The sequence below is a fragment of the Gillisia marina genome (assembly GCF_000258765.1).
Lineage (GTDB): Bacteria > Bacteroidota > Bacteroidia > Flavobacteriales > Flavobacteriaceae > Gillisia > Gillisia marina.
On sequence record NZ_AJLT01000034.1, the window covers coordinates 1 to 15,368 of the forward strand.

The following is a 15,368-nucleotide window of genomic DNA, read 5'->3' on the forward strand; positions in this document are numbered from 1 at the left end:
CGAATCCCTCATTGCCCACATAGAGAAGCCCTCCATTTATGGAGGGCTTTTTTTTTGTATTTTCTATTGATGGATTTCAAATTGTATATTCTTCATTCTAAGAAATTGAACAAATATTATATTGGTCATACCTCTAATTTAACCGAAAGAATAAGATCTCACTTATTCAATCATAAAGGATTTACTTCCCGCGCTAAGGATTGGAAATTGGTTTATTCTGAAGGGTTTTCTAATAAACCTGAAGCATATCAAAGGGAGTTGGAAATAAAGAAATGGAAAAGCAAATTGATGATCCAGAAATTGATTGAAAACAGCTAAGGATTAGAGCATCCCGATTTTTATCGGGAGGGTCGGGGGTTTCCCGAAGCTAGTTCGTGACAGGCTGAATCCCTCATTGCCCACTTAGAAAAGCCTTCCATTTATGGAGGGCTTTTTTTATAGGGTATACTTATGCTTTTTCATTACCTGATTAGAAAATTGAATTGATTATTAAAATAATGTCTTAACTTTCAGTGTGCTGGCAAATGTAAAAGGAAAAATCATGAAAAATAAAGTGCTATTTGTTGTTTGTCTTTTATTTGGGCTGTTGTTTATTAATTCTGGTTTAAACAAATTCTTTAATTATATGCCAATGCCGGAAGATATGCCTGAGAGCATGATAAGTCTAATGGCAGCTTTTAGCGAAATTGGTTGGCTAATGCCTCTTGTGGGAATTACAGAGATTGTTGGAGGGGCTTTAATTATCCCTTCGAAATTTAGAGCACTTGGAGCTATAATTATTTTGCCAATCATGATCGGTATTCTTTTAACTCATATTGTAAATGAGCCTTCAGGATTAATTTTGGCCGTAATACTTTTTGCGATCAATATCTGGGTTATTATTGAAAAGCGCCAGAAATATTACCACCTAGTAAAGTAAGTCATAAAGAATCAGCTATTTCTTAAGCATATAGTTGTTAATAAGCCAGAGGCTCATTGTAAAATGAGAATGATTAATTAAGGTCTAATTAACTGCAGCCGATTTCAAAATCTCTAATACTCTCTCTAATGCCATGCCTCGAGAGCCTTTAATGAGTAGATAAGAATTTTCTATTTTTTCTGCTTCAAGTACTTTTTGAAGTTCAGAAAACTCTTCAAATTTTCTTATTTTTTTGTTTTTAGAATGGGTTTGAAAGAAATTTTTTCCAACTAAGAATATTTGCTCTAGATTCATATGCTCCAAAAAGGCCACAATATTTTGATGTTCTTCTTTGGAAGTTTCTCCAAGTTCAAACATGTCTCCTAATACAGCTATTTTATTTGTTGCTGGATTTGCTTCTAAACTTTCCAAAGCAGCCTTCATGCTGGTAGGATTTGCATTGTAAGCATCCATAAGTAAAGCATTGTTGCCGCACTTTACAATTTGAGAACGATTGTTTTTAGGGAAGTAGTTAAAAATAGCTTTCTTAATACTTTCTATAGAAATTTTGAAATAAATTCCTATGCAAACTGCTGCTGCAATATTTATCGAGTTATAAGTGCCTGTGAGCTGACTTTTAATTTCGGTATCTTGATATTTAACTTCCGCTAATGTTTTAGAGTTTTCATACTTAATTACAACATCTGCATTGTTGGAATCTCCAAAAGTAAAGATGTTATTATAGGTGGTTTGTTTTTGCTGTATGGCATCATCAAGATTTAAGAATATCTTTCCATTAGATGCTTTTAAATAATTGTATAGTTCGCTTTTTGCTGAAATTACTCCTTCAACACTTCCAAAGCCTTCCAAATGTGCTTTCCCGAAATTGGTTATATAACCAAAATTAGGTTTTGCAATCTCACATAATTTTTCAATTTCCTTTGGGTGATTAGCTCCCATTTCTACAATTCCAAATTCAGTCTTAGAATTCATGGAAAGTAATGTGAGAGGTACCCCGATGTGGTTGTTTAAATTACCAAGGGTTGCTACTGTGTCAAACTTCCTCCTTAGCACGGCATGTATCAACTCTTTACTGGTTGTTTTTCCATTACTTCCAGTAATTGCAAGAATTGGAAGTTTTAAAAAATCACGGTGATAGGTGCTTAACTCTTGGAGCGTTTGCAAAACATCATCAACTAAAATATAACGCTCATTTTGTTCTTCAGGTACTTCATCAATAATCGCATAGCTAGCGCCCTTTAAGAGTGCTTTATCAGCAAATAAATTACCGTTAAAGTTGTCTCCTTTTAATGCAAAAAATAGTTGATTCGTTTTAAGCGCACGAGTATCGGTGGCCACGCCTTTGCTTTCAAGAAAAAGCTGATGTAATGTTTCAATATTCATTACTTAAATATATTAAATAGCAAACGGTTTAAAAAGCAGTTTTTCGAATTTTAAAATAAATTAGAAACTTGAGTGTCTAATTATTATAACCGAAAAATAAACTTTTTAAACCGTTTAATTGAAAGACGATAAGATTAATTTCTTGCCGTTTTATTTTTGTCTTTAGATTTAGAACCAACTCTGGACATTGCGTTTCTAAACCCAATGTAATCTGTAGCCATATCTTGTGGGAAATATCTTCTTTGAGAAGGATCTAGCCAGTAGGCTCTATCTCTCCATGATCCACCTTTGTATACGCGAACTTCGTCACTCACTAAAGTAGTTCTGCTTGTTTCGTCATATTTAGGCTTGATAGTTCCTGTGCTATCTGTATCTGTACTAAATTGTGGAGAATTATACATTCTCTTAGACGGATTCGAAATTTCGTTAAATGGCTCGTAGTATCTTGTAGAACTTTTGTCTCCATCACGGAAATTCCTATTATCACTTTCGTTAAAGTTTGTTCTAAGATAAGTGTCTTTTTCATTAATTGGAACTTGAGCCAACTCACCTGGCAAAGCTCGAGCCATAATTCTACCGCTACTTAAAGTGTCGTAAACTACACCATCCGGAGTTACCACTTTCACAGTTCCATCATCATTTATGGCATTTTTAGTGTATACATTTCCTCTGTAGTAATTGAAATCGTTAAATTCATCGTCTACTATAGGTCTATAAACATCGGCTACCCATTCCGCTACATTTCCGGCCATGTCATAGAGTCCGTAATCATTTGCTTCGTAAGATTTAACTTCTGCAGTGATATCTGCGCCATCATCACTCCATCCAGCAATACCACCGTAATCACCTTCACCTTGTTTGAAATTGGCTAATTGATCACCTTGTCTTTTAACATCTCCAGATCTGGTATATTGACCATCCCATGGATATTTTTTTCTACCACGGTATACGTTATAATTTCTAATACCTACTAAACCTAGAGCGGCATATTCCCATTCTGCCTCCGTTGGCAATCTGTATTCTGGTAATAGCACACCATCTTTACGTTGGATGTAGATGTTCTTAGCATTACTAGTATCCTTTGCAGTCCCTAGTTTGTCAGCGTTTTTACCTCCACGCGTAATGCTATCATTTCCGCCATAAGTTTTAGTTGGTGCATTTAAATAGGTTTCTGTATCAAAAGTGGCACCTGCGGAAACATCTGTGTAACGAGCTCCTTCTTTTGAATATCCTTCTTTTTCTAATTTTAATTCATTTACCCTATTGGTTCTCCATTTACTAAACTCAGTAGCCTGAATCCAGTTAACTCCAACAACAGGATAATTTGAATATGCCGGGTGACGTAAATAGTTGTTCACCATAGTTTCATTGAAACCTAATCTGTTTCTCCAAACTAACGTATCTGGCACAGCACCGGAATATATGTTTCTATAATTTGCTTCACTTGGAGGGAATACATTCTTTAACCAATCTAGGTATTCCATATACATGATATTGGTAACTTCAGTTTCATCCATATAAAAAGACTGAACGTGTTGCTGAGTAGGAGTGTTGTTCCAATCATGCATAACATCATCCTGAACTCTACCCATGGTAAAAGTTCCACCCTCTACAAAAACAAGCCCTGGACCAGTTTCCTGCTCCTTGTAATCTGTTTTGTATTGGAAACCACCTTCCTTAGAATTAATATCCCAACCAGTAGCTCGTGAATTATTTTTATAATCTTTAGAATTGTTACAGCTAAACAAACTAGCGCCTAAAGCGATAGCGAATAGTGTCTTAAAGGCAACTTTAGTCCTCATATTTTATTCTATTTAAGTAGTAATTTAGGCCTTGCAATATAGTGATTAACGCGAAAAGTACAAGTTTATTTTGTCTTAATCAAAATGTTCTAAACAGTTAATATTCTTAAGGCTTAGAACTTTTTTGACATATATAATACTCTCGCAAAAGTAATACTTAATGTCTAGGTTTGAAATATTTTTAGTTAAGCTTGTGAAAACAAGTATTTAAATGCAATAAAAACTACAATTATTAGTTCTAATAGAATCTTAGAGTTTTTACTAATTCTATGAAAATACAATACAAAATTGATAAGAGGAACTTCTCTTAACAAGAATAAAAATATATATTTGTTAAAGACTAAATAATGTGATGAAAAAAATTACGATACTTTTTCTTGGATTTTCCCTTTTATCAAATACACTTGTGTTCTCTCAAGAGGAACGAGATAGGGTTATAACTACTGCAGTTCCATTTTTATTAATAGCAGCCGATGCCAGAGCAGCCGGAATGGGTGATCAAGGGGTTGCAACTTCTGCAGATGCATTTTCTCAACAATGGAATCCTGCTAAATATGCATTTATTAACAACGAACAGGGGATAGGGGTTTCTTATACTCCCTATTTAAGCAATATTGTGAACGATATATTCTTAGGAAATCTTACGTATTTTAATAAGCTTGATGATAGAAGCGCGGTTGCGGCAAGTTTAAGATATTTTAGTTTGGGGTCTATAGAAACTCAGGGAGGTTTTGAAGAATCTCCTCTTATATTAAGTCCCAATGAATTAACTCTAGACGTTTCATATGCTTTAAAGTTGTCCGATAATATTTCTATGGCGGTTGCCGGTCGTTATTTAAGATCAGATCTTAAGTTGGCTGTAAATGACGAAGATGCAACAGCAGCTTCGACTTTTGGAGTAGATGTAGCAGCATATTATCAAAGTGATAACATTGTGTTTGAAAGTTTTGATGGAAGAGTGAGAGCAGGAGCAAATATCTCTAACATTGGTCCAAAGATTAAATATGATGAGGTAGGACAGGAAAATTTTATTCCAACTAACTTTAAAGTTGGTGGAGGTTTCGACTTTATTTTTGATCCTTCAAATAGATTAGGTACTTATCTTGAATTTAATAAATTGTTAGTTCCAACTCCCAAAGATTTTAATGGAGATGGTGAGATCGATGCTGAAGATGAAGAGGAATATAATAACATTGGTGCCATTGAAGGAATTTTCAAATCCTTTGGAGATGCACCAGATGGCTTTGGTGAAGAATTAAGAGAAGTTACCTGGGCCTTTGGTGCAGAGTATGTATATCAAGATCAATTTTCGCTTAGAACAGGGTATTTCAATGAGAGCGATACAAAGGGTTCAAGAAAATTTGTAGCAGTTGGAGCCGGATTTAAATACGCTCCGGTAGTTATAGATGTTTCTTATTTGTTTTCTACATCTGATGTAGTAAGCCCTTTGGAAGGAACACTTAGATTTGGATTGATCTTCCATTTTGGTGAAGAATTCGCCAATAACTAATATTTCGTATATTTTCCAGAAGTTCGTAGGTTGCTGAATAATACAGCTGCCTTATTAACACGTGCAAAACTCAAACAATTTAAATGAAGTCAATTACCATAACTGCCACTATAGAGCTCTACGAATCTATAGATAAACTTCCTGTAGACGTTATAAAACTTATGAATACAGCAATTGAAGCAAGGGAGAAAGCATATGCTCCATACTCTAAATTTAATGTTGGTGCCGCCATACTTTTAGATAATGATGAAGTGATTTCTGGAAGCAATCAAGAAAACGCTTCATACCCAAGCGGTTTATGTGCAGAGAGAACTGCGATATATTATGCTGGAGCCAAATATCCAAAAGCTGTTATTAAACGAATAGCAATTTCAGCTACCTCATTAAACCATGCAGTAACCTCTCCAATACCTCCATGTGGTGCATGTAGACAGGCTATTGCAGAATACGAAGTGAAGCAAAACGTACCTATAGAAATTTATTTTATGGGAGAGCGTGGTGAAGTTGCTAAATCCAATTCATTAGGAGATTTATTGCCTTTCGCCTTCGATAAGTCCAATCTATAACGATTTCGGTATTTTTAATAATAAAACTGTTTTTGATTCTTATTGAAAATAGTATTTTTGTTGTCCGCTAGGCAAAAACCACTGTCCGGCCTAAATATATTTGTAAATGAAGAAAATTACCAAAGCCACTTATCTAAAGTGGTACGAGGATATGCTTTTTTGGAGAAAGTTTGAGGATAAATTAGCTCAGGTATATATTCAACAAAAAGTAAGAGGATTTTTGCACCTATATAATGGTCAAGAAGCAATTTTAGCCGGATCCCTTCATGTGATGGATCTTACCAAAGATAAAATGATCACTGCCTATAGAAATCACGTACAACCAATTGGTATGGGCGTGGATCCTAAGAAAGTAATGGCAGAATTGTATGGTAAGAAGACCGGTACCTCTCAGGGACTTGGTGGTTCCATGCACATTTTCTCTAAAGAACATCGTTTTTACGGAGGTCATGGAATTGTGGGTGGACAAATACCTTTAGGTGCTGGATTGGCTTTTGCCGATAAGTATTTTAAAAGAGATGCCGTTACTTTAACTTTTATGGGCGATGGTGCAATGCGTCAGGGTTCTCTTCATGAGACACTTACTATGGCTGTAAATTGGAATTTACCTGTTGTCTTTTGTGTTGAAAATAATGGATATGCCATGGGAACTTCTGTAGCTAGAACTTCAAAAAGTACAGAGATCTGGAAAATGGGTCTTGCTTACGATATGCCTTGTGGGCCTGTAGACGCAATGAATCCTATTAAGGTTGCTGAAGCGATGGATGAGGCTATCAAGAGAGCAAGAGATGGAAAAGGACCTACGTTCTTAGAGTTAAAAACGTACAGGTATAGAGGACACTCTATGAGTGATGCTCAAAAATATAGAACTAAAGATGAAGTTGCTGAATATCAAAAAATAGATCCTATCACTCAGGTGTTAGATGTAATAAAAGATAAAAAGTACGCAACAGATAAACAAATCAAGGAAATAGATAAACGGGTTAAGGATTTGGTAAGTGAATGCGAGAAATTCGCAGAAGAATCAGATTATCCGGACGCTAGCTTGATGTATGATGCTGTTTACGAGCAAGAAGACTATCCATTTTTATCACATAAAGTAGAGTAAATTATGGCTGAAGTAATAAATATGCCACGTTTAAGCGACACCATGGAAGAAGGTGTTGTCGCTAAATGGTTGAAAAAAGTTGGAGACAAGGTCGAAGAAGGTGATATTTTAGCTGAAATTGAAACCGATAAGGCTACTATGGAATTTGAATCTTTTCACGAAGGGACATTACTACATATTGGTATTGAAGAAGGAGAAACTGCGCCGGTAGATAATTTACTCGCTATTATAGGTGAAGAAGGAGAAGATATTTCCAGTTTATTAAAAGGGGAAAGCAAGCCTTCTGAAAAAGAAAAAAGTAAATCTGCGTCTAAGGATGCTTCCAAAGAAGCTCCAGTTGCAGATTCTAAAGATAAAAAAGAGGAAACATCTGAATCTTCCAATGAGGTTCCTGAAGGAGTAGAGGTAATTAATATGCCTAGACTTAGTGATACCATGGAAGAAGGTACAGTAGCAGCTTGGCTTAAAAAAGAAGGTGACACCGTTGAAGAAGGAGATATTTTAGCTGAAATCGAAACCGATAAAGCTACGATGGAATTCGAGTCTTTCTACAGTGGAACTTTATTAAAAATTGGAGTTCAGGAAGGAGAAACCGTAAAAGTTGACACCTTGTTGGCGATTATTGGGCCTGAAGGAACAGATGTCTCTGGAATTGCTTCCGGAAAGTCTGCACCAAAATCTTCTGATAAAAAAGAGGAAACTTTAACTGAAGAAAATGTTTCTGAGGGTGAAACTTCAGAAGAAAAAGAAAAAGCAAATACTACCGAAGCAAAAGACGGAAGTAGAATTTTTGCTTCCCCCTTAGCAAAAAAGATTGCTGAAGATAAAGGGATAGATTTAGCAGATGTTAAAGGTTCCGGAGAAAATGGACGAATCGTAAAGAAAGATGTTGAAGCTTTCCAACCTTCAGCTAAACCAGCAGCGGCAAAATCTGAAAGCCCTGCGGCTTCTTCAGAAAAAGCTGTTCAAACATATACGCCTGTAGGAGAAGAATCTTTTGAGGAAATCAAGAATTCTCAAATGCGTAAAACCATTGCCAAACGTTTAGGAGAATCTAAATTTACGGCGCCACACTATTATTTAACGATAGAAGTGAATATGGAGACGGCGATGGCTTCAAGAAAGCAGATCAATGAGATTCCTGATGTAAAGGTTTCTTTTAACGATATGGTAATTAAGGCTTCTGCGATGGCATTAAGAAAACACCCTAGAGTGAATTCCCAATGGACAGGTGATGCTACCAAAATAGCTAAGCATATCCATATGGGAGTTGCAGTAGCTGTAGAAGATGGGCTAGTTGTTCCTGTTGTTAAATTTGCAGATCAACTATCTATGACTCAAATTGGTGCTCAAGTAAAAGACCTTGCAGGAAAATCCAGAAACAAAAAGTTGCAACCTTCAGAAATGGAAGGAAGTACTTTTACAGTTTCTAACCTTGGAATGTTTGGAATTACTGAATTTACCAGTATTATAAATCAGCCTAATTCAGCAATCCTATCTGTAGGAGCAATTGTAGAAAAGCCGGTTGTGAAAGATGGACAAATTGTAGTTGGAAACACTATGAAAGTAACCTTAGCCTGCGATCATCGAACCGTAGATGGTGCTACAGGGGCGGCTTTCTTGCAAACTTTAAAAACATACTTGGAGAATCCTGTAACAATGTTAGCATAAGCTAAATATCATAAGGAATATACTATTTGAAAATCCCGCGCTATTGCGGGATTTTTTTATCTTTATGGCTATGATAAAATTAACTTTAAGAATAGCGAGCCTTGGGCTGCTGTTTGTTTTTTCCGCGTGTAACCTTACACAAAACTCTACAGAAGAGAAACAAATAATCTCACCAACCCAAAAAATTGAAACTCCTAAGGCGACATTAAATGCATCGGCTGTTAAGGAGGAATTGGAGTTTCTAACTTCAAATGATTTGATGGGCCGAAATACTGGGACTGATGGGATAGAGAAAGCCGCGGTGTATTTAGAAGGCATTCTAAAGAAAAACAACATCAAACCATATTACAAAACCTACAGAGATTCCTTTGAAGTTAAGGGAGCAACTGGATACAACATCATTGGTTTTGTAGAAGGAGCAGATCCAGTATTGAAAAATGAGTTTTTAATAATAAGTGCCCATTACGATCATATTGGATTGGTTTCTCCAATCGCAAACGATTCCATAGCAAATGGTGCTAATGATAATGCAGCAGGTTCTGTTGCAGTACTTGAATTGGCAAAATATTTTGCTACTGCACCAAAGAACCGAAGAAGCATGCTCTTTGTTTTTCTTTCGGCTGAAGAAAAAGGGCTTTTAGGATCTAAGCATTTGGCCAAAAGATTAAAAGATGAAAAATTGGATCTTTATGTGAACTTTAATATTGAAATGATTGGAGTTCCTATGCAAGGAAAAGATCATAAAGCATATTTAACCGGATTTGAAGAATCGAATTTGGCCGATAAATTCAATGAATATTCTGATGAAAAGATTTTAGGGTTTCTTCCGAAAGCGAAAGAATTTGACCTTTTTAGAAGAAGTGATAACTATTCTTTTTATAAAGAATTCAATGTACCGGCACAAACCATAAGCTCGTTCGATTTTACAAATTATAGTTACTATCATCAAGTGCAAGATGAAGCAGACAAATTGGATATTGCGTTTATGACAGATTTAATAGAATCTATTATTCCCGGAATTTATACCATGGCGAATACTTCAACTAAAGAAATAAAATTAAACTAAGCATGAAGCATGTTGTAATAACAGGAACTAGCAGAGGAATTGGTTTCGAAATGGTGAAGCTTTTTTCTGAAGCAGGTCATCATGTAATAGCTTTGTCCAGGAAACCGGAATCACTCCAAGCTTTAAATTTGAAAAATGTACAGGTGATTGCCTGCGATATTACAAAGGAAGAAGAGCTTCAGGAAATAGCGGTTCATATTGAAAAGACATGGCAAAAAGTAGATGTTTTAATCAATAACGCAGGAGCAATTTTAAATAAATCTTTTGCTGAAGCATCTTTAGATGAGTTTAAAGCCATTTATAATACTAATGTTTTTGGGGTAGCTGGACTTATTCAAAAATTACTTCCTTTTATGGATTCCACTTCTCACGTAGTTAACATTAGCAGTATGGGTGGAGTGCAGGGCAGCATGAAATTCCCTGGTCTTTCGGCTTATAGTTCGAGTAAGGGAGCATTAATAACCTTAACAGAAATGCTAGCTGAAGAATATAAAGAGAATGGTCCGTCATTTAATGTATTGGCTTTAGGTGCCGTACAAACCGAAATGTTGGAAGAAGCATTTCCGGGATATAAAGCACCGGTTTCTGCACAAGATATGGCCGAATATATAATGGATTTTAGTCTTACCGGTCAAAAATATTATAATGGGAAACTTTTACAGGTTTCTAATAGCACCCCTTAAAAAGGAAGAAATGAGTGATGTTCTTGAGCGATATTTACCAAGTCACGCGGTATCTCCTGTTTTTAATCTTATAGAGGAAAATAATATTCATCTAAAAATTGTAAACGAAAGGGTAACGAGGCATGGCGATTATAGAAGGAGGCCAAATGGAGTTCATCAAATTACAATTAATGCAAATTTAAATAAGTACAGGTTTTTAATAACTTTAGTGCATGAAATTGCTCATCTCTTAGCTTTCGAAAGATTTGGGAGTGCAATAAAACCACACGGGAGAGAATGGAAATTTACATTTCAGCAAATGATGTTACGATTTATAAGACCTGAGATATTTCCGATACAATTACTACCTTTAATTGCGAAACATTTCAAAAATCCTAAAGCGAGTAGCGATACCGATGCTCAATTATCTGTAGCCCTTAAAAGTTTTGACCCCGAAAATGATAAAAATTATATTTTCGAGCTGCCACTTGGTGGAGTATTCAAGATTTACAACGGTAAGGTGTTCAAAAAAGGAGCAAAGAGAAGGAAGCGGTATGAATGTGTAGAGATGGATACGGGCAAAGTTTATTTATTTCAACCTAATGCCGAAGTTGAGTTAATTGCCGGCTAGGTTTTAAACAAAAGAAAGAATGACAAGTTATAATAAAGATTATTATGCGGTAATTATGGCTGGGGGAGTAGGTTCCAGATTCTGGCCACTAAGCACGGCTAAATACCCAAAGCAATTTCACGATATGCTTGGTATAGGGGAAACCTTATTGCAAAGTACTTTTAATAGACTTAGGAATGTAGTTCCGCACGAGAATATTCTTATTCTTAGTAACGAAGCTTACAACGATATTATAAAGGAACAGCTCCCGAAAATCAAGCAAGAACAAATTATTTTGGAACCGGCAATGCGCAATACCGCGCCATGTATCTTATTGGCGGCAATGAAAATTAAGAAGAAAAACCCAAATGCAGTGATGATCGTAGCGCCGAGTGATCATTTTATAAATGATGAAGATGCGTTTGTTGCAGATATCAACTTAGCTTTTGAAGCGGCAATTAAGGAAGATATTTTAATCACTTTAGGAATAAAACCTACGTTTCCAAACACTGGTTACGGATATATAAAATATGAACAAGAAGAGGGTAAAGACTTGCAAAAAGTTGAGGTGTTTACTGAAAAGCCAACTTTAAGAAACGCTAAAAAGTATTTAGAAGAAGGGAATTATGTGTGGAATGCCGGAATCTTCATTTGGAAGGCTTCATTTATAACCGATTCTTTCGACGCGCATTTACCGGAGATGTTTAAATTATTTAATGAAGGAGAAAAAGTTCTAAACACTTCAAAAGAAGAAAAATTTGTTGCAGAAACCTATCCTAAGGCACAAAATATTTCTATCGATTATGCGATCATGGAAAAGTCAGATTCAGTATATGTAATTCCCGCTTCATTTAAATGGAGTGATCTGGGAACTTGGGGATCTCTGCATGAAGAGTTGCCCAAGGATAGAAATGATAATGCGGTGGTAAAAGCGCAATTGATGCATGAAGATGCAACAGGAAACATGATCTATACTCACAATTCTAAAGTGGTGGTTGTAGATGGCTTGAAAGATTATATTATTGTGGATGATAAAGATGTGCTGCTAATCGTTCCGAAGGAGAAAGAGCAAGACATTAAAGAGATCAGAAATAAAGTGATGGAAAAATTTGACGAGAGTTTAGGATAGAAATGGCGAATCAAGATAATATAGGAAGCAATCCTCCGCAGCAAGAAACTTTTGAAACCGATATGTCTAAAGCCAAAGGTTTATGGGCGCATATTAAAGATTTTATTTCTGAATTACTGGATATTAGAGAAGACACAGATAGGGAATCTACTGTAGAGGCAATTAAGAAAGATATTCCTTTTAAGGGGCATAATGCTTGGATACTTATTTTCTCCATCTTCGTTGCATCTATAGGATTGAATGTAAGTAGTACTGCAGTAGTTATAGGAGCGATGCTTATTTCTCCCCTAATGGGACCAATTGTAGGAGTAGGATTATCTGTTGCCATTAATGATGTGGATACCTTGAAAAGATCGTTCATTAATTTGGGCGTTATGGTATTCCTAAGTGTTTTAACAGCTTATATCTACTTTCTCATATCACCTATAAAAGAAGAAACGCCAGAATTGCTGTCCCGTACGTATCCTACAATCTTAGACGTGTTAGTTGCTGTTTTTGGTGGCCTGGCACTCATTGTTGCTAAAACCAAAAAAGGTACTATTGCAAGTGTTATATTTGGGGTTGCAATTGCCACGGCATTAATGCCACCATTGTGTACCGTGGGATATGGTTTAGCAATAGGTAATATGGCTTGGGCCGGTGGCGCACTGTATCTTTTCTCTATAAACGCAGTATTTATAGCTCTTTCCACATTTGTGGTCTCAAAAATTTTAGGTTTCCCATTGGTGAAATATGCCAATCAGCAAAAAAGAAAGAGAATTGCTCAAATTGCCTCTGCAGTTGCAATTGTGGTAATAATACCAAGTGTAATCCTTTTTGTTAACCTTCTAAGAAAGCAAGTTTTTGAATCTAAGGCAAAAGAATATTTAGGGAAAGTGGTGCAATATGAGGGCGCGCAAACCATTAAATTTGAACAAGATTTTAAGAATAAAGAGATAGAAGTATATCTAATTGGAAAAGTTGTTCCAATGGCAACAATAAACGAATGGAGGGAAGGACTCAAAGAGTATGATGCGTTAAAAGAATCTAATTTAATTATCCATCAAGGGACTAACGAATCTGGGGAGGATATAGGTTTATTATCTTCTCAATTAAGAAGTGGGATTTTGGAAGATCTTTATGTGAAAAACCAAGAAGTGATCGAGAATAAGGATGCACAAATCAGCTTTTTGGAAAATGAGCTTTTAAAATATAAACAAGGAGATTTTTCTTTTGAAGAAATTAGTAAAGAGCTAAAGATTAACTATGAAAAAGTTGAGAATTTAAGCTACGCTAATACTATTTCAACCAATTTTGAAAGCACCGATACTATTCCCACTTTTAATGTGACTTGGAATTCTAAAATTAGGAATGCAGAAAAGATTGCTGAAGCAAATAAAATTCAACGATGGTTAACTATGAGATTAAAATTAGATACGCTTGCCGTAAGATCTCTTAATTAATGCCCTTTTAATTGTGCGTCTCTTACTTTTTTGAAAAGATTAGAAGAATACACGAAATCCGTCACTGTTTTATCATCTGTTTGAAAAATCTGGGATTTATCACCTTTCCATGCTAGAACACCATCTTTTAAAAATGCAATATTTTCCCCTATTTCTAGTACCGAATTCATATCGTGGGTGATTATAACGGTAGTTATATCATTTTCACGTGTTAATTCCTGAATAAGATTATCAATAACGGTTGCTGTTGTGGGATCCAATCCAGAGTTAGGTTCATCACAAAACAGATATTTCGGCTTGTTTACAATAGCTCTCGCAATTGCAACACGCTTTTGCATTCCTCCACTAATTTCTGAAGGAAATTTATTTTCACTGCCTTCCAAGTTTACACGTTTTAAAACTTCAGCAACCCTAGATTTTAATTCGCGTTTGCGTTGTTTTGTAAACATTCGAAGTGGAAACATGACATTTTCTTCAACTGTCATAGAATCAAATAAGGCACCTCCTTGAAATAACATTCCAACCTCTGTGCGAAGCTCTCTTTGCTCTTCATCTGTAAAAGAAGAATACGCCTTTCCATCATACTCAATAGTTCCTTTTTCGGGTTTAAATAAGCCGAGCATACATTTTAAAAGCACACTTTTCCCGGAACCCGATTGACCGATGATCAAATTTGTTTTTCCTGTTTCAAAAACAAAATTTATCCCTTTCAGAATTTCTTCGCCACCAAAACCTTTATGAAGATTCTTAATTTCAATCATTAGCTAAGTAATAGTTGGGTTACTAAATAATTTGTGATAATTAGAACTACACTAGTCCAAACGAAAGATGTGGTACTTGCATGACCTACTTCTAGTGCTCCACCTTTCATGTAGTAACCATGATATGCGGGTATCGTTGCAAGTATCATTGCAAAAATGAAGGTTTTAATAAAAGCATAGATCACATGAAATCCATCGAAATTATCCTGTAATCCGGAGAGAAAAAGATCTGCACCAACAAATCCCCCAAATACTGCGGCAGCATAGGCCCCCATAATCCCTAAGAACATGGAAATAGCGATTACAAATGGGTACGTTAGCATCGCAATGATCTTTGGAAAAATTAAATAGTTCAAAGAATTTATACCCATCACTTCCAAGGCGTCAATTTGCTCGGTTACCCTCATAGAACCAATACTCGAGGTTATAAAAGAACCTACTTTACCCGCCATAATAATGGAGATAAATGTAGGTGCGAATTCAAGGATTATAGATTGCCTCGCAGCAAAAGCAATTAAGGTCTTTGGGATTAATGGATTGTTAAGGTTTAAGGCAGTTTGTATGGCTACAACTCCGCCAATAAAAAAGGAGATAAATGCAACTATCCCCAGCGAACCAATAATAAGCTCATTTATCTCTTTAAAGATTAATTCTCTTAAGACAGATCGTTTGGTCATTCTGCCAAACACGCCTTTAATCATTAAAAAATATTCACCAATAGAATGGACGTAGCTCATCA

Annotated in this window: 15 protein-coding genes; 11 read left to right on the forward strand and 4 right to left on the reverse strand. The window is 35.7% G+C overall.

Annotated features, from left to right (window positions below; translation table 11 throughout):
* A partial coding sequence (locus ON07_RS09375; protein ID WP_010230516.1) for a GIY-YIG nuclease family protein occupies positions 1-318 on the forward strand: 318 nt, incomplete at its 5' end.
* Positions 319-541: 223 nt separating this feature from the next.
* Positions 542-919, forward strand: a complete 378-nt coding sequence (locus tag ON07_RS09380) for a DoxX family membrane protein (RefSeq protein ID WP_029331766.1) — start codon at positions 542-544, stop codon at positions 917-919.
* 84 nt (positions 920-1,003) lie between these two features.
* Here the strand turns inward: ON07_RS09380 and ON07_RS09385 are convergent, their stop codons facing one another.
* Positions 1,004-2,302 (reverse strand): UDP-N-acetylmuramoyl-tripeptide--D-alanyl-D-alanine ligase, encoded by a 1,299-nt coding sequence (locus ON07_RS09385; RefSeq protein ID WP_010230524.1) that lies wholly within the window; start codon positions 2,300-2,302, stop codon positions 1,004-1,006.
* A gap of 134 nt (positions 2,303-2,436) precedes the next feature.
* Positions 2,437-4,104, reverse strand: a complete 1,668-nt coding sequence (gldJ, locus tag ON07_RS09390) for a gliding motility lipoprotein GldJ (protein WP_010230527.1) — start codon at positions 4,102-4,104, stop codon at positions 2,437-2,439.
* Between the two features lie 352 nt (positions 4,105-4,456).
* On the opposite strand from gldJ, the gene porV reads away from it, so the two are divergent.
* From porV to ON07_RS09435, 9 genes are all read left to right on the forward strand, one after another.
* Entirely contained in the window at positions 4,457-5,614 is a 1,158-nt protein-coding gene (porV, locus tag ON07_RS09395) for a type IX secretion system outer membrane channel protein PorV (RefSeq protein ID WP_010230528.1), read from the forward strand.
* An 83-nt stretch (positions 5,615-5,697) separates the two neighbouring features.
* On the forward strand, positions 5,698-6,180 hold the full coding sequence (gene cdd / locus ON07_RS09400) for a cytidine deaminase (RefSeq protein ID WP_010230531.1): 483 nt from the start codon (positions 5,698-5,700) through the stop codon (positions 6,178-6,180).
* A gap of 106 nt (positions 6,181-6,286) precedes the next feature.
* Positions 6,287-7,288: a pyruvate dehydrogenase (acetyl-transferring) E1 component subunit alpha gene (pdhA, locus tag ON07_RS09405; RefSeq protein WP_010230534.1), complete on the forward strand. Its 1,002-nt coding sequence runs from the start codon at positions 6,287-6,289 to the stop codon at positions 7,286-7,288.
* A 3-nt stretch (positions 7,289-7,291) separates the two neighbouring features.
* On the forward strand, positions 7,292-8,959 hold the full coding sequence (locus tag ON07_RS09410) for a pyruvate dehydrogenase complex dihydrolipoamide acetyltransferase (RefSeq protein ID WP_010230537.1): 1,668 nt from the start codon (positions 7,292-7,294) through the stop codon (positions 8,957-8,959).
* A gap of 70 nt (positions 8,960-9,029) precedes the next feature.
* Positions 9,030-10,025: a M20/M25/M40 family metallo-hydrolase gene (locus ON07_RS09415; protein WP_033445075.1), complete on the forward strand. Its 996-nt coding sequence runs from the start codon at positions 9,030-9,032 to the stop codon at positions 10,023-10,025.
* A gap of 2 nt (positions 10,026-10,027) precedes the next feature.
* A complete protein-coding gene (locus ON07_RS09420; RefSeq protein ID WP_010230544.1) occupies positions 10,028-10,708 on the forward strand; it encodes an SDR family NAD(P)-dependent oxidoreductase in 681 nt (226 codons plus the stop codon).
* Between the two features lie 10 nt (positions 10,709-10,718).
* Entirely contained in the window at positions 10,719-11,318 is a 600-nt protein-coding gene (locus tag ON07_RS09425) for a SprT-like domain-containing protein (RefSeq protein ID WP_010230547.1), read from the forward strand.
* Positions 11,319-11,337: 19 nt separating this feature from the next.
* The gene (locus tag ON07_RS09430; RefSeq protein WP_010230551.1) at positions 11,338-12,426 is read left to right on the forward strand and encodes a mannose-1-phosphate guanylyltransferase; all 1,089 of its coding nucleotides are present in this window, start codon (positions 11,338-11,340) and stop codon (positions 12,424-12,426) included.
* Between the two features lie 2 nt (positions 12,427-12,428).
* Positions 12,429-13,868: a DUF389 domain-containing protein gene (locus ON07_RS09435; RefSeq protein ID WP_010230554.1), complete on the forward strand. Its 1,440-nt coding sequence runs from the start codon at positions 12,429-12,431 to the stop codon at positions 13,866-13,868.
* Here ON07_RS09435 and ON07_RS09440 read toward each other — a convergent pair.
* Both ON07_RS09440 and ON07_RS09445 read right to left on the reverse strand, forming a co-directional pair.
* On the reverse strand, positions 13,865-14,629 hold the full coding sequence (locus ON07_RS09440) for an ABC transporter ATP-binding protein (RefSeq protein WP_010230556.1): 765 nt from the start codon (positions 14,627-14,629) through the stop codon (positions 13,865-13,867). The genes ON07_RS09435 and ON07_RS09440 overlap by 4 nt on opposite strands.
* Positions 14,629-15,366: an MlaE family ABC transporter permease gene (locus tag ON07_RS09445; protein ID WP_010230560.1), complete on the reverse strand. Its 738-nt coding sequence runs from the start codon at positions 15,364-15,366 to the stop codon at positions 14,629-14,631. Before ON07_RS09445 ends, ON07_RS09440 begins: the two co-directional genes overlap by 1 nt.
* Between the last annotated feature and the right edge of the window lie 2 nt (positions 15,367-15,368).

Coding starts and splice junctions, on each gene's coding strand:
- ON07_RS09420 (WP_010230544.1), top strand. CDS start 10,028: ATGAAGCATGTTGTAATAACAGGAACTAGCAGAGGAATTGGTTTCGAA.
- pdhA (WP_010230534.1), top strand. CDS start 6,287: ATGAAGAAAATTACCAAAGCCACTTATCTAAAGTGGTACGAGGATATG.
- ON07_RS09425 (WP_010230547.1), top strand. CDS start 10,719: ATGAGTGATGTTCTTGAGCGATATTTACCAAGTCACGCGGTATCTCCT.
- ON07_RS09380 (WP_029331766.1), top strand. CDS start 542: ATGAAAAATAAAGTGCTATTTGTTGTTTGTCTTTTATTTGGGCTGTTG.
- ON07_RS09410 (WP_010230537.1), top strand. CDS start 7,292: ATGGCTGAAGTAATAAATATGCCACGTTTAAGCGACACCATGGAAGAA.
- ON07_RS09385 (WP_010230524.1), bottom strand. CDS start 2,302: ATGAATATTGAAACATTACATCAGCTTTTTCTTGAAAGCAAAGGCGTG.
- ON07_RS09440 (WP_010230556.1), bottom strand. CDS start 14,629: ATGATTGAAATTAAGAATCTTCATAAAGGTTTTGGTGGCGAAGAAATT.
- ON07_RS09435 (WP_010230554.1), top strand. CDS start 12,429: ATGGCGAATCAAGATAATATAGGAAGCAATCCTCCGCAGCAAGAAACT.
- cdd (WP_010230531.1), top strand. CDS start 5,698: ATGAAGTCAATTACCATAACTGCCACTATAGAGCTCTACGAATCTATA.
- ON07_RS09445 (WP_010230560.1), bottom strand. CDS start 15,366: ATGAGCTACGTCCATTCTATTGGTGAATATTTTTTAATGATTAAAGGC.
- ON07_RS09415 (WP_033445075.1), top strand. CDS start 9,030: ATGATAAAATTAACTTTAAGAATAGCGAGCCTTGGGCTGCTGTTTGTT.
- porV (WP_010230528.1), top strand. CDS start 4,457: ATGAAAAAAATTACGATACTTTTTCTTGGATTTTCCCTTTTATCAAAT.
- gldJ (WP_010230527.1), bottom strand. CDS start 4,104: ATGAGGACTAAAGTTGCCTTTAAGACACTATTCGCTATCGCTTTAGGC.
- ON07_RS09430 (WP_010230551.1), top strand. CDS start 11,338: ATGACAAGTTATAATAAAGATTATTATGCGGTAATTATGGCTGGGGGA.